Annotated in this window: 11 protein-coding genes; 4 read left to right on the top strand and 7 right to left on the bottom strand. The window is 51.6% G+C overall.

Annotated features, from left to right (window positions below; genetic code table 11):
• Positions 1–117 precede the first annotated feature (117 nt).
• A complete protein-coding gene (locus EYB31_RS02740; RefSeq protein ID WP_420819415.1) occupies positions 118–777 on the bottom strand; it encodes an SDR family NAD(P)-dependent oxidoreductase in 660 nt (219 codons plus the stop codon).
• A gap of 221 nt (positions 778–998) precedes the next feature.
• On the opposite strand from EYB31_RS02740, the gene EYB31_RS02735 reads away from it, so the two are divergent.
• From EYB31_RS02735 to EYB31_RS02725, 3 genes are all read left to right on the top strand, one after another.
• Positions 999–1,436: an Rrf2 family transcriptional regulator gene (locus EYB31_RS02735; protein WP_131011743.1), complete on the top strand. Its 438-nt coding sequence runs from the start codon at positions 999–1,001 to the stop codon at positions 1,434–1,436.
• Positions 1,437–1,451: 15 nt separating this feature from the next.
• Positions 1,452–1,763, top strand: coding sequence for an MGMT family protein (locus EYB31_RS02730; RefSeq protein WP_131011742.1), 312 nt, complete (start codon positions 1,452–1,454; stop codon positions 1,761–1,763).
• Between the two features lie 69 nt (positions 1,764–1,832).
• Positions 1,833–2,480: an MBL fold metallo-hydrolase gene (locus tag EYB31_RS02725; RefSeq protein WP_170318204.1), complete on the top strand. Its 648-nt coding sequence runs from the start codon at positions 1,833–1,835 to the stop codon at positions 2,478–2,480.
• A 265-nt stretch (positions 2,481–2,745) separates the two neighbouring features.
• Here EYB31_RS02725 and EYB31_RS02720 read toward each other — a convergent pair whose 3' ends face one another.
• The 3 genes from EYB31_RS02720 to EYB31_RS40040 form a co-directional block, all read right to left on the bottom strand.
• The gene (locus EYB31_RS02720) at positions 2,746–3,966 is read right to left on the bottom strand and encodes an MFS transporter (RefSeq protein WP_240762022.1); all 1,221 of its coding nucleotides are present in this window, start codon (positions 3,964–3,966) and stop codon (positions 2,746–2,748) included.
• Positions 3,967–4,027: 61 nt separating this feature from the next.
• On the bottom strand, positions 4,028–4,582 hold the full coding sequence (locus EYB31_RS02715; RefSeq protein WP_131011740.1) for a MarR family winged helix-turn-helix transcriptional regulator: 555 nt from the start codon (positions 4,580–4,582) through the stop codon (positions 4,028–4,030).
• Positions 4,583–4,752: 170 nt separating this feature from the next.
• Positions 4,753–4,914, bottom strand: coding sequence for a hypothetical protein (locus tag EYB31_RS40040; protein ID WP_165452170.1), 162 nt, complete (start codon positions 4,912–4,914; stop codon positions 4,753–4,755).
• Positions 4,915–5,130: 216 nt separating this feature from the next.
• On the opposite strand from EYB31_RS40040, the gene EYB31_RS02710 reads away from it, so the two are divergent.
• Positions 5,131–6,063 (top strand): MBL fold metallo-hydrolase, encoded by a 933-nt coding sequence (locus EYB31_RS02710; RefSeq protein ID WP_131011739.1) that lies wholly within the window; start codon positions 5,131–5,133, stop codon positions 6,061–6,063.
• Between the two features lie 170 nt (positions 6,064–6,233).
• Here EYB31_RS02710 and EYB31_RS02705 read toward each other — a convergent pair whose 3' ends face one another.
• From EYB31_RS02705 to EYB31_RS02695, 3 genes are all read right to left on the bottom strand, one after another.
• Complete coding sequence (locus EYB31_RS02705; RefSeq protein WP_131011738.1) at positions 6,234–10,601, bottom strand: cadherin-like beta sandwich domain-containing protein; 4,368 nt, start codon at positions 10,599–10,601, stop codon at positions 6,234–6,236.
• A gap of 256 nt (positions 10,602–10,857) precedes the next feature.
• Positions 10,858–14,010, bottom strand: a complete 3,153-nt coding sequence (locus EYB31_RS02700; RefSeq protein ID WP_165452169.1) for a hybrid sensor histidine kinase/response regulator — start codon at positions 14,008–14,010, stop codon at positions 10,858–10,860.
• Positions 14,011–14,071: 61 nt separating this feature from the next.
• Positions 14,072–15,211 carry a response regulator gene (locus tag EYB31_RS02695; protein WP_165452168.1) on the bottom strand — a complete coding sequence of 380 codons (1,140 nt, stop codon included), beginning with the start codon at positions 15,209–15,211 and terminating at the stop codon, positions 14,072–14,074.
• Between the last annotated feature and the right edge of the window lie 43 nt (positions 15,212–15,254).

Here is a 15,254-nt window from a genome sequence, read left to right as displayed (position 1 = left end):
TTTCACTTAAGGCTAACATCGCAAAGTAAAATCGCGGTAAAACGAAATAAAAAAACAAAAAGCCCGCCATTTCTGGCAGGCTCCGGTTGCCGATCGCTTTACAGCAATCAGCCGATCTTATGATTCCTCAAACACAACTTCGGTTTGGCTTTGGGTTGTATATAAATCCCAAAAGATGTCGGCAATGCGCTCCGGATCGTAAAAGCTGCCCTTCTGAACATAGCCGCCGATTAATACTTGCCCAACATAAATACCGTGCGGTGACAACGTTGCGGTCAGCGATTGAGCGAGTGAATGCAGCGCCGCCTTGCCTACGGACAATGAAGCATATTTCGGATTAGGCTTAAGAGCCAAAGTGCCCCCGGTGAAAAATAACGTGCCTTGCTTGCGTTCGATCATTTCGGGAATCACCTGCTGGGCACTCGTCAGGGCGCCAACTGTGTTCACTTTGAAATCATCGATAAGCTGCCGCTCGGTTAACGAAAGCGGATCTCCCGGTACAATGTTGGCCGCATTGTACACCAGCACATCCACGGTTCCATAGACCGATTGAATATGGCTGAACGCTGTTTTCAGCGAGTTCGAGTCAGAAGCGTCAGCGGGAACGCCGTAAGCTTCAATATGCTGCTCATGCAGTTCTTTAACACGGCTCTCCAGCGATGCTGCGTTTCTAGCTACAAGTACGATACGGAATCCATTGCCGCCGAATTTCGACGTTATGCCGGAGCTGACTCCCGGACCCGATCCAACGATCACAAGCAAAGGCTTAACTGACACATGGCTCATCTCCTTTATTTTCTTTGCCGGCTAATTGTAACCAACAAAGTATCTAATTGTTTAGAAGTATATTAAAAGGAGCATCAGCAGTCAACATTTTCCTTCCGGGAGGAGCAAAACGGATCGAGATTGACAGCGCCGGACGAAAGTTTTTACAATAAGATGTACAAAGATTCAATCGTGATGCCGGTCTTCCACCAACAGATAAGGAGAACTTCTGCGTGTATGCAAACAGCCAATTTATTATTGCTGTCCAAATGCTTACCATTTTGGCTCGGTATAACGGCCAGAAGATCAGGTCGGAATGGATGGCGCAAAGTGTAAATGCCAACCCTGTGATCATTCGCAGAATTTTGGCAAAACTGGTGAAGGGCGGTTTGGTGACCGCTTCCACCGGTGCTAACGGGGGATCCTTGCTGGCCCGCCCGCCGGAACAGATCTCGCTGCTTGACGTTTACCGGGTCGAAGGAAAACGGCCGTTTTGCCTCCCCGAAAACAAACCTGACCGCGAATGCATGGTCGGACGCAATATTCAAACCGTTTTGTGCGGGAAATTGACCGACGCCGAATCGGCTATGGAACATAAGCTCGCCGAAGTAACGATCGCCGACCTGTACCGCGAGTGCGCCCAATCTGACGGATCAAACGGCCTGCAATAAGGAGTGTGAAAACCAGTGAAGCCATATACGATGCGAGTAGTTGAAATCATCAAAGCGATCCCGGAAGGCCATGTCATGACCTACGGGCAAATTGCGGAAATGGCCGGAAGCCGCAGAGGGGCCAGACAGGTTGTCCGTATTCTGCACTCGTTAAGCGCAGCGCACGGCCTGCCTTGGCACCGGGTGATCAATTCTAAAGGCGAGGTAGCTATCCGTGATGATGAAGCGCGTTATATGCAAATTTTGTATTTGCAAAACGAAGGCGTTGCTGTCGATGATCAAGGCATGGTCGACCTCGAACAAAATCAGTTTTTCCCCTCCATTTAACCATTTCTGAAGAAGGTGGTGTTCGCTTTGACGCAATCCAGATCAGGCATTAAAGCATTACAACTAAACATGAACGTGCAAGGACATCTGTTTATCATTCACCCGACTTTGCTGTGGGATGAGCAGGACGTTATTCTTGTAGACACCGGCCTTCCCGGTCAATTGGAACTGATTCGGGCCGCGTTCGAAGAAGCTTCCGTTCCTTTTGAAAATTTGACCAAAATCATCGTCACCCACCAGGATATGGACCATATCGGCAGCCTGCCGGATTTGGCGCAAACTTTCGGAGATAAGGTGCAGGTGCTCGCTCACGAAATTGGCGTACCTTACATAACCGGCGAATTGCCGCTTGTTAAGAGCAAAAAACTGGCTCAGCCCGTAAAAGTCGATGTGACGCTGAAAGACGGCGATGTCCTGCCTTATGCCGGCGGCATCCAGGTTATTTTCACTCCGGGTCACACCCCGGATCATATCTCCCTTTACCATATCCCAAGCAAAACATTAATTACCGGCGACGCGTTAACGGCAACTGACGGCGTCCTGCAGTCCTTTAATCCGGCATATACGCCGGACCCTGACACGGCGCGGCAATCCGTTAAGAAACTTCAAGCTTTGGACGTTGAAACTGCTATTGTGTATCACGGGGGCGTCTGCACCGAACATCTTCAAGAACGGCTTCAGGAAATTGTGCAAGCCGCTCCGGCGGAGAACGCATAACCGGCACAACCGGCAACAGATGTTAACAGCATGATCATAAACGGACGGTTCCCGGAGAGCTCTCAACTCTTCGGCAAGCCGTCCGTTTTTGTGCGCGGTGCGTAATGCCGCCGACCAGATGGGCTGCAATTTTTTTAAAAAAATTTTCAGCCAGTCCCGCCGAACGATTCATCCTCTTGAGCCGGCATATGGCGATCATCAACTCCCTGCATCATCGCATGGGTTTCGATTTGCAGCCCCGACGCCGTGTCCACAGTTTATTTTCTCAGCTTCTCCCGGATACGCCGGCTGCTTCCTCCGCTTTGCCTCTTCGAATCAAACATGCCGCTAAGAAGCCGATTCCAAGCACGAGTCCCAACAAGCAAAATGCCGCCAAATAGCTGCCCAGCTTCATCAGGTTGATGGAAATAATCGGTCCCAGGCTTGTTCCCGTAAACAAGATAAACGTATATACCGAAACCGCGATGCCGCGTGACTTGCCTCCCGATTCGCCGACCACGGAAATAAGCGATGGGACAGCTATGGCTATGCCGGCGACAAAAATTAAGCTCATGCCGATGACGAGCGGCAAACTGGAGAATACGCCCAGCAGAGCCAGACTCACCATGGCCAAACCCAATCCGCCGCGCAATACCGTACGTACTCCGAACCGCCGCGCCAGCCTGCCCGCATATGGAGAAACCAGCATGCCCAGTACCCCAATGGCTCGAACGTAAAGGATATCCTGGTTATTCAACCCGAAGTCCGGACCGCTTAAATAACTGCCCAGCAGGGTATACATGCTGACAAACGACATGAGCAGAACAAAAGCAATCATGTAACTCAGGAGCAGGTTTTTTTGCGTAAAAACGGTTCCCATTTGCTTGAACGGAGCCCATATGCCGGCATACGTTTGGTGGATGCCATCTTTCGGCAAAAAACAAACGACCAGTACCATCGTCACGATGTAGACCGCGGCAAGCACATAAAAGACGGCATTCCATCCGAATTGCAGACTAATCAGACTGCTTATCACTTGACCGGCAATCCCGGCTACCAGAAACCCCGTACTAATAAAACCGATCGTTGTCACCCGCTTTTCTGCGGGAAACATTTCAACCGCATATGCCAGAGCAACCGGGGAAAACGTAGCGGCCGCCGCACCTTGCATCGCCCTAAGCGCCACGATCCACAGAAATTGATCGGCTGTCCCCAGCAATAAAGAAATCAAAGCCAAGGCAACCAGGCCGATTACAATGACTTTCTTGCGCCCGTATTTATCGGATACAGCTCCATAAATCAGACAACCGACGGCAAACCCCAACGAAAATACGCTGCCCGTCACAGCGGCTTGCGTTAACGTAATATGAAAAATATCGGAAAACATAGAGAGAAGGGGAATGGTTACATACAAGCTGGACATAACAACCATACCGGACCAGCATAAGATAACCGTCATCAGAGCATCATTTCTTCGATTGCTGAACGAATGTATTATTCGCGACATAAGACACCTCATTTTTATTTGTATTAATAGTTAGATAATCTAATTATAATTGCAAAAAAATTTATCTCCCCACCCCCAGCTTTTTTTCCAACCTGTTGTTCAGCTTGAATAATATCGTTTCCAGCACCTTTCGTTCTTCCGGATCCATGTCGGAAATGATGGACGAACAAGCGGACCAAAACGCCGGCAGCGCTTTATCCACCAGTGCCCTGCCTTCCGGCGTAATGCTGACATGAATCATGCGGCGATCCGCTTCGCTTGTCCGGCGGGCAATCCAATGCCGCTTCTCCAGCCAATCCAGCAAGGCGGTCACCGATGCCCGGCGGATGCCAAGCCGTTCCGCAAGCGCCGAAGGCGTGACAAGCTCTCTTCCTTCGTGCAGCATGAGCAGCAGCAGCAAGTCGAGTTTGCTTTCGGTAATGCCAAACGGGGATAACTCCAAGTCCATGACATCCAGGACATTATCGCCAAGCCACAGCATTAATAATCCAACATAAGCCGATTTACGGTCCGTGTCTTTCGGCGCGGTTTTGTCCATAAGTTCTGCATAGGGCTTTACCCCCAGCTTTGGCAAATGATCGGATATATGCTCCATGTTGTTATTTTTGCGTGCCATGAAATCACCTTGAATTTTAATTAGATTATCTAACTATAAACAATTTACCTGAAATCATTCCAAATTGCAATCCCCTACAGCGGTGCCATGCAGGACGATACCCTAACAAAGTACGGCGGCGGCGGCACCGACTGCCTTCTTCTTGCAGTCGGCCGGCCGTCGAAGCGCACTCATTTTACCCAAACGGCGGCGATTTTTTCTTTTTCAAGACGGCTTACCATTACTTCGGTAATCATATTTCCGGCTTTCAGCAGAAGCGTGCCCTGCCTGTTATAAATATCTTCGGCGGCGATTTTTCCGATAATAAATTCCGTTACAATCATCTTCCGCATTCCGACACCTCCATGTTCATTAGCACTGCAAGAAAAAACGGCATTGCCTCAGCACCCAAGGACAGAGTATACAGGGTCAAGGTTAAATATCGGTAAAACTATGAATATGCTCAAAATCTTTTTTTAATTTATATGCAGACCCCTTTTGGAATAGATGTTTATTTATTATAATGCTTATAGGATAACTGTAGATTAAAAACCAAGGGGGCATTTTATATGTATATACAACCGCAGGAACATTTGGTACCTGAATTTCATGAGCATTTGAAAGTCATCTTGCTTGGCACGGGCTCGCCGCGCGCTTTTTACGGCCGGGCCAAACCCGGTGTTATCGTGCTCGCGGGCCATAAAACGTTCCTAATCGATTGCGGCGGCGCTGCCGTCGACCAGATGGTCAAAGCCGGGGTCATGCCGCAGCGGATCTCTGATGTTCTTTTTACCCACCATCACTATGATCACAACGGCGGATTCTTCGATGTGTTCATTACCAGTTGGCGAACGCATATCACTGCGGAGCAAGTGTTTAAAGGCCGGTCGACGCCTATGCACGTGTATGGACCCGAAACGACCAAAGACATTATCGGGAAGATGCGGGAATCGTTCGAATTCGATGTGAAACTTCGGATCAGCTACAATTTATCGGACGAAGCGGGCTCGCAAATTATTTATACGGAGCAAAATGAAGGAGTCGTATACGACAAGGACGGTATCCGGATCACGGCCTTTGAAGTCGATCACCGCCCTGTATACCCCGCTCTTGCTTATAAGTTCGAATACAACGGAAAATCCGTAGTCATCTCGGGGGATACGATTCCGGTACCGAATATGATCAAATACAGCACCGGTGTGGACCTGCTTGTCCACGAAGCTTATAACAAAGAATGGCTGGATGCGTTAAGAAAGCAATATCCCGAATACGATCAAGCCCTCTCCAATCCGGCTAAGTATCATACGACAACGTTGGAAGCAGCTCAAATCGCGGCTCAAGCCGGAGTCAAACATCTTGTGTTGACCCACCATATTCCGGCGCCGTCAGCCAATGAAGAAGCCGAACAGGCCTATATTTCAGGCATGAGAGACCTGTATCAAGGACCTATCACCGTCGGCCGGGATTTGATGGCATTTGATTTAGGCTCGGACGAATCGTAAATTCGGATTTTCGTGAAAAGGAACGGTTAAATTCAAAGAAAAAAAGGTCGAATCAGAGCTTGGTTGTGCTCTTGAATTCGACCTTTTAGATTTATGTGACAGTTGTTTTGCTTGCAGTCTCCGACGCCGAAACAAAAAATCGTTTCATTGGAATGTTATGGATGAATATATCATTCCAACACAAGGGTTGCCTCAACCGTTCCCGGAACGGCATTGACCAACATAAGCCCTGAGGCGGTCATGTGGAATACTACCAAAAGCTTGCTTCCTGCGGTAATCGATACATTTAAATTATCTTGATTCTCTGCCACCTGCTCCTCGATAGCTACCACCCCTGTATAATCGGGAGTCAACGTAAGCGAGGCTTTCGGCTCAAACACACCGTCATTGTTATCATCAGCGAATACCTCGGCATAAACCGTTAACGCAGAGCCAACCAAAGTCATAGCCAGATTGTTCTTAAACTTGGCGCTAAATTTTTTCAGCGTGCTGCCCTGAGACACTACTTGGGCGTGAGCCAAAGCGGTAGAATTCGTAGACAAGTCCATGGATGAACTTTGATATACGGTAGATATATTCTCGCCGCCGCTAGTGCCAAGCACGCTGTAAGGTCCGGCAAGTCCGCCGAGCAAAGTGGTTACCGTCGAAGTTCCCGTGAAAGAGAAGGTCGTTGATTTGCTCACCGTAACCGTATAAGCGGTAGTGCTGCCGTCCGCCGACGTCACTGTAACGGTGATCGTCGTCGCCCCGCTTGTAGCCAACGTGACCGCATTACCGGTCGCGCTTGCTCCGGTTCCGCTTGCCGTGACGGAAACCGTTGCTCCCGTACCCGCTGCCGTGGCATTAACCGTCACCATATAAACCGCCGACGTTACGGATGCCGTATACGCATGAGTTCCCGCAACAAATGTCGGATCAAGTGTGGCTGACCCCGTATTCGGCGTGAGGCTAAGTGCACTCAAGCTCGAATCGTGACTCAGGCTCTTGTCTACCGTCACCGTATAACTTGTGGTCGCGCCGTCCGCCGCAGTCACCGTAACGGTAACTGTCGTTGTACCGCTGGATGCCAACGTTACCGTATTGCCGCTTGCGCTGGCCCCGGTTCCGCTTGCCGTTACGTCAACTGTGGCTCCGGCACCAGCCGCCGTAGCGTTCACCGTAACGGTAGCAGCTGCAGTGGATACGGCCGATGTATAGGCCAGCGTTCCGGCCGCAAAGACCGGTGACAACGCCGCAGTTCCGACATTTGGCGTCAGGCTCAGTCCGCTCAAGCTGGAATTGTGATTTAAGTTTTTGTTTACCGTAATCGTGTAACTTGTGACTGTACTATCTGCTGCCGTCACCGTAACGGTAATCGTCGTTGCGCCGCTTGAGGCCAAAGTTACCGTATTGCCGCTTGCGCTGGCTCCCGTGCCGCTTGCCGTAACGGCAACCGTGGCTCCGGCACCGGCTGCTGCCGCAATAGCATTCACGTTCATCCTAGAAGCCGCCTCCGACACATTTGTCGCATAAGCGAGTGTGCCCGCCGCAAAGGCCGGTGACAGCGCCGCTGGACCTACATTTGCGGTCAAGCTCAGCGAGTTCAGTTTGGAGTTGCCGCTGGGACTGTTGCTCGGCACCAATGTCAGTTCCGCCGCCACATTACCGGAAACCGTATTTATTAATGACAAGCCCGCTGCTTCCATATGGAAAACAACCAGCACCTTGCTTCCAGCTTCCAATGAAATATTTAAAGTATCGTCGCTGGCTTCGGTTCTTGTTCCCAACGTCAGTATTCCCGTATAGGCAGGCAGTAATTGAAGTCCAGCCTGTTTTTCATAGACGCCGTCGTTATTATCATCCACATACAGATCGGCTTTTACCGTTAGCATCGTACCGACCAGCGCTAAAACCATGTTATTGGTAAAATCCGCGCTGAGCTTCGTTAACGTGCTCTTCTGCGTCACTTCTTTGGCAATGGCAAGCACGGCGGAATTGGCCGAATAGTCGTGTGGCCCTACACCCGGGTAAACAAGCGCTACATTTTCACTGCCGCCGGATCCCAGCACAGTGTAAGCGCCTGGAAGTCCGCCTATTAACGTCGACAAGCTCGAAGTGCCTGCAAAAGAGATAATGTCCTTCTTCGCCACAGCAACCGTATACTCCGTAAAAGTGCCGTCCTCCGCCGTTACCTTCACGGTAATCGTGGTCACGCCGTTTGCGGCAAGCGTCACTGTGCTGCCGGAAGCGCTCGCTCCGATTCCTGCGACCGTAACTGTAACCGCAGCACCGGCTCCCGCCGCCGTTGCATTGACCGTTACCGTATAAACCGCCGTAGCTACGGATGCCGTATACGCATACGTTCCTGAAGCAAAGACCGGAGCGAACGCCGCCGTTCCCGTATCCGGCGTGAGGCTAAGCACGCTCAAGCTCGAATCGTGGCTCAACGTCTTCGATACCGTTGTAGTGTACTCGGTTACCGTACCGTCGACCGCCGTTACCGTAACCGTGATCGTTGTCGCCCCGCTGCTTGCGAGCGTGACTACGTTGCCGGCAGCGCTGGCTCCCGTTCCGCTAACGGTTACGACAACCGTGGCACCGATACCCGCTCCAGTTGCAGCGGCATTCACCGTAATCGTGGACGCCGCTGTGGATACCGATGCTGTATAGGCATAGGTTCCGGCCGCAAACGCCGGGGACAACGTCGCAGTGCCTACATCCGCAGTGAGGCTCAACGCGCTCAAGCTCGAATCGTGGCCCAACGTCTTCGATACCGTCGTCTTATATTCGGTCACCGTACCGTCAGCCGCCGTCACCTTGACGGTAATCACCGTGTCGCCGGCCGTCGCCAGCGTCACCTCGCTGCCTGCTACGCTTGCTCCCGTTCCGCTAGCCGTAATTTCAACGGCGGCACCGGCTCCCGCCGCAGCAGCGCTCACAGTCACTTTGGACGCCGCCGTGGATACCGCTGCCGCATATGTATAAGTTCCTGAGACAAATGCCGGGACAAGCGCCGCCGGCCCCGCATCCGCGGTGAAGCTCAGCCCGCTTAAGCTCGAATCGTGACTCAACGCCTTCGATACTGTCGTCTTGTATTCGGTTACGGTGCCGTTCGCAGCCGTCACCTTGACGGTAATCACGGTATCGCCGCTTGTCGCCAGCGTCACCTCGCTGCCTGTCAGGCTGGCTCCCGTCCCGGACACCGTTATGGCAACCGTAGCGCCGGCATCCGCAGCCGGAACGTTCACGGTTACTTTTGCGGCTATTGTCGACACTGTCGCCGTATATTCAACCGTTCCCGCAGCAAATGCAGGCGACAGCAAGGCTTTTCCCACATCTGCGCCTACAGTGAGCCCGCTCAGACTGGAATTTCCGCTTCGCAGAATATACGAGCTGCTGCTGCTGCCACTGCTGCTCGTGCCGGATGAATTAGCGCTATTCGATGGGGTAGTGGGCGACACTACAACGTCAGAAGATCGGCTATTCGTGTATTTTTCGCCCTTGACCACCAGATCCGCGCCCGCTCCCAACACCACTTCTCCCGGCCAACTGCCGAAGGCAGCGCCGGAGCCTTCCCGGGCAACAAATACTTTATTGATTTTTCCTTCTCCTTCGACAGCAAGCGGCGCTTTCACCTGCAGTTCACCGATTCGGGCCTCCTTGTCCAAACGGATCAAGGAATTTTCAGCCACCACAGCGCTAAAATCCGAATTGCCCTTGAGATTTAAAGAACCGCCTCCCCAAACATATGCCGTATCGGCAACGTGGACATTTTCCAAGGCAACGTCGTCTTTGCCTATGCCTGGAGCCAGGTACAGATTGCCGTCAATCGACATGCCGTTGATTTTGACACCTCTTGTATTAATGAGTACATTGCCGTTTAAGGCATTGTTGGGCGCAGTATATTCTCCCGGCTTGTTGTAGTAGCCTTGGATCATCGTATCGAGCATTTTTACCACTTCGGCGCGGGTAACGGAGGCTTTCGGATCAAACTTCCCGTCCGGGCGGCCGGTAATATAGCCTTTTTCGCTCATTCGCTTTACAATGGGGGCCGCCCAATCGGCAATCTGCCCGTTATCGGAGAATTGGCTCGGATTGGCTGACGCTCCCGTGATTTGAAAAGCTCTGCCCAGCATAACCGCTGTCTCTTCGCGCGTTACATTGTCGTTGGGAAACGCTTTACCGCTGGCTCCCTGCATCACGCCGGATGCCGCGACGTGCCGCATGTTGTCGGCATACCACGCATTTGCCGGCAAATCGCTGAATGTTTCGTTCGATAACCGCTCGTATCGCAGCATACGATCAATAACCGCCGCAAGCTCGGCGCGGGTTATGGATTCATCGGGGCGGAAGCGGCCTTCGCTGCCCTCCACTACGCCGTATCCCGACCAGCGCTCAATCGAAGCGCCTGCCCAATGGCCTCTGGTATCGGCATAAGTAGGAACGTCCGTCGTCGAAACAGGCTCCGCCGCCAAAGCCGCAACCGGCAGCAGTTGAAGCCCTATGGACAACGTCAAAGTAAAGGATAAAAATCGGGACCGTAATCTTTTTCTCAACATGAACACCTCTTACTGGAATTTACAACATTGTGTGAACTACGCGCCCGGCGCTGTACGCCGCTTGGCGATCTTCCTTCTAAACCTCTTGCCCATATCCTCCTCCCAAAAGCTTGGTGAACATTTCGAAACACTCCCCCACCGTTTTGTCGATATGCACGATTGCAGAAATCAGTATAACAAGGCGCTCTGGACATATTCTGGACATTGCGTGCCTCCCATCTTCCATTCGCGCAGCAAAAAAAGGCATTCCCCGGGTTTATAAAACCTCGGGGGATGCCCCTGCCATATTCCGCGTTGCCGGAATATCAATTTCAATCGTTGTTCCTAGGCCCGGTTCGCTGCTGATGCGAAGGTCGGTCCCGAACAAATGAAGCAATCTCTTCCGAACATTATCCAGTGCAACGCCCGTTCCCGGGTCCTCTCCCAAATCATCCGCGGCCGCTGCGGCCGCTTCCTGACCAGCCGCATTCATGCCGACGCCGTCGTCGGCAATCTCCACGTGAAGCGAGTTCCCCCTTAAGGCAACAAGTAGAGTTAGCGTTCCTCCGTCCTCTTTTTTTAATATGCCGTGTTTGATTGCATTTTCCACAAGAGGCTGGATCATAAGCGGCGGGATCAAACAATTCAGCGCCCCGGGGTCGACCGTAATCGACGTTTCCAGCATATCGCCGAACCGGGCTTTTTCGATGTCCAAATAACAGTTCACCAGATGAAGCTCCTGCTCTACTCGAATCCACTGATCGGTTTCCTTAAAATCGAAGCAGTGGCGCAAATAAAAACTGAAATTCCGCAGCAGCTTGCGGCAGCGTTCCTGGTCGCTATAGCTGTAGGCGATAATGGCGTTGATCGTGTTATGCAAAAAATGCGGCTTGATCTGCGCTCGCAAAAAGGCAAGTTCCCGGCGCAGCGATTCTTCTGCGGACTGCTTCAGCTGAACCAGCGTGGACACTCTGCTTTTCAGCTCGTTATAGTCGTAAGGTTTCTCCAGGAAGTCGTTGGCTCCGGCGGCAAACACCGCGTTCAGATTGCGGTAAGGCGTCTGGGCCGTCACCATCAGCACAGGAAGCTCCAACAAGGAATAATGCTCCCGTATTTGAAGGCACACGTCATAACCGGACATGACCGGCATCATCACGTCCAGAATGCAGAGATCGTACGGCGCGCTCAGTTCCAATTCCCGCAGGGCCGCTTCTCCGCTGCTTACGGCAGTCACCTGATAATGCTCGATAACAAGCAGGTTGACCAGCGCTTTTAAATTGCTGTAATCATCATCGGCGACCAGCACGCGATAAGCCGCCTTCTCCGGGTTTCGCTCTATATCCGCGGAAGATGGCATTGCCGTTATCGGCAGCACGCCGGTCTCGCGCGCAGTCCAAGTCACATTCGTAACGTCCGCAGCTGCCTGTGAAGGATGAATCCCGCTCCGGTTCCCCGCCGGAATGGATACGGTAAACTGCGAGCCGGCACCCACCTCGGATTCCACACGAATTTCGCCGCCGTGCAGCTCTACCAGCTGGCGGGTTATGGCCAACCCCAATCCTGCCCCGCTATGGCTGCGGGTAAGGGAAGGCTCCAATTGCTCGAATGATACAAAAATATCTTCAAGCCGTTCGTTGGGTATGCCGCTTCCCGTATCTTTCACCGTCACATGCACGAAACCTCCCGTTTCGTTGGCGCTTAACTCCACCTGACCGAAAGCGGTAAATTTGACGGCATTGTCCACCAGATTATAGATAATTTGCGAGTATCGGTTTTCATCCGCATATACAATATGCGTATTTGGAGGAATATTGTTCACAAGCTGAATGGAGCGTCCGGTTATCGTGTAGCGGAACGTTTCCAATATATTTTCAACGAGCGGATAGCAGTCAAAATGATTTGGCCGCAATTGCAAATCGCTATTCTTCATTTTGGAATAGTCCAAAATGTCGTTGACCAGATTGGCCAGACGTTTGCCGGTGTCCATCATTAACCTGAGGTCGCTGGCCTGCGGCTCGCTAATGGGACCACCTGCACCTCTGATCAGAGACTGGGCCATGTTGATAATACCGTTGAGCGGCGATTTCAGCTCATGGGATGTTTTCGCCAAAAAATCGTCCTTCATTTTATCCAGCACAGACAACTGATCGGACAACCTCTTGATCGTTTCGAAGGAGTTCGTATATTGCCCGGCCATATACAATGCTTGAGACATAATTAATACGGGCAGGGCGATCGGAAAAAAGTAATAAGGCTCAAGCTTCCAGACCGTATTCAGCACACTTACGGCGACAAAATCCATCGTACCCAAAATACCGACGTACAAATAGGTCGACCCGTTGCCCGCATATCCGGCTGCCAGCGCCATGTACCAGCTGTTCAGCAGCATCACCGCCAAAATCAGCAGCGTCAGAGCAAAAATAAACGGCCCGTTGTAGCTTGCCGAGGTGAACAGAACGGCGGCAATACATACCATCGCGATCAGTTCAATGGCGTACATGAGCTTTTGCGGATACAGTTTCGGGAATGAATGGTACACGTATCTGGAGAAGAAGGAAAACATCAGGATAGAGGAAATATCTTCGACGTACAGCATCATTTCAATTGAAATATCCGGGAAGATTTGCGCAAGCAGCCGTTCCGAGTGGCTGAGCTCATAGAAGGTGGCTGACAAGCAGCATAAAGCAAAAAACAACAGCGGCTTCTGCTCTCTTCTTTGCTGTAAGAAGATACCCGCGAAATAAATCGATGTAATAAAAAAGCCCCAGGCCAAGCCACCGTCCAGCGCATGGTAATAATTGTTTGTTTGTGCGATGCTTTGCTGACTGCCAAATGAGATCGACTGTACAATCCCGCTGTTGAAGCTTTTATAGCTGGCTACCTGAACGATCAGTTCAACCTCGCTTCCCGCTTCAAAAAACGCGGTATACGGGGTATTCCCATGCACGATTTCCGCAGCGGAAGCTGCCGGTTTACCGCTTTGACCGATCAGCTTGCCATTGGCAAAGATGCGGTTGGAGGCGCGGATATTGGACGTTTTGATCCCGTAAACCGTCTTTTCGCCGTCCGGAAGCAAGATGCGCAGCCGATAAGTGGCATATCCGCTGTTCGGCAGAGGAACACCTCCCGGGGTCAGCGAATCCCAACTTGAGGGCACGTTGATCCACTCGCGCGAAGGGATCGCCGGATTCTCGCTTGCCCAGTCTTCCGGCTTCAGCAAAGCGTCCCAGTAAAACTCCCACTCTCCGTCCAGCCTCACAGGCTTGTCGGCGGCGGCGTTCCATCCCTTCAAGTCGATCACCCCCGCCTTCGCGTTCAGGTGGGGATTGTAAACATCGTTATATATGGGAACAAAAATCGTCAATCCCAACACCATAACCGCTAACCATAAGACATATGTTTGCATTTGCAGGCGGAACATGTTTGTCATCAATCCCTCCAGGATGGGTACTCCCACGGTCCGGCAACGACCCATCTTAGCTCCGTAGGCTTTAATTGCCCAGCTTACCTAGCATTTCCCGGTACAGCGTCATGATGGCCGGACGGGGAGCAACCCCCAATTCGCTTTGCAAAACCTGCTTCATACGTTTGAACTGGCGAACGAGGGAATTCCGATCGCCGCGCTCGAAATAAATCCACAACAGCAGTTCATAAGCTTCCTCACAGCAGCAGCAGTGCTCGAGCAAATTAAGCAAAGCCGATTCCGCCACCCAATGCTCCCCTTGCTTTATCCAGTACCGGCTTACGACGATGACCATACGCTGGTAGTACCCGGCAAAACGCTCCCTATAAGGCAGGCTCCAAGGATAGTCGAGCTTGCCGAACAAGTCTCCTTTGTAGTCCTCAATCCATCGCTTGTATGCCGCTTCGCTTGCGGCCGTTACCGGTTCATTGGACAAAGCAAACGCTTCAAACTCCGTCCAATCGCCATTGATCCCAAAAAAGTCGACATGATAGTGGCCCGAAGAAAAATCAATGAGTGGTGTAAATCCATGACTTTTCAGCGTCTTCTTCAGCTTATACAGCGTCGTATGCAGATGGGAATGAGCCTGCTCGTCGGGAAGGTCGTTCCATAAGTCGGAAATAATATCCCATTTGGGGATGGGATGACGTCCTTTGATCAACAAATAAGCCATAAGCTCTTCGGTTTTCAGCGTCCTCCACTTAACAAGACGTCCGCTTGCGTCCGTCACACGAAACGAACCGAGACATTCCGCCTTGATGGAAGGGGGACAATCAGTCGCGGCAGGAGCAGCGGACGTTGACGCCGCCGGCTTTCTTTGCAGCAATCGTTTGACGGTTTCAGCGATGCCTTCGCGGGTTATGGGCTTAAGCAAATAATGGACGGCATTATACTGGAACGCAGGCAATGCGTACTGCCGGTACGCGCTAACAAACACGATTTCCGTATGCTCACCCGACTCCCTGATCCGCTCAGCCAGATGCAGGCCGTTCATGACAGGCATATCCACATCCAAAAAAACGACATCCGGCTGCAGGCTCTCAAGCTTCTCAATCGCCTCCCGCGGTTTGAGGAAAACCGCTGCAACTTCAATCCGTCCGTCTTCTTCAAGCATCATCTTTAATAAATCGATAGCGGGCTGCTCATTGTCCACAATGATTGCTTTCATGACAAAATATATCACCTCGTTGAAAAATGGAAGGAGACGAACC

The sequence above is a fragment of the Paenibacillus thalictri genome, assembly GCF_004307995.1.
Lineage (GTDB): Bacteria > Bacillota > Bacilli > Paenibacillales > NBRC-103111 > Paenibacillus_AF > Paenibacillus_AF thalictri.
This window is presented reverse-complemented; position numbering and strand designations above follow the sequence as displayed.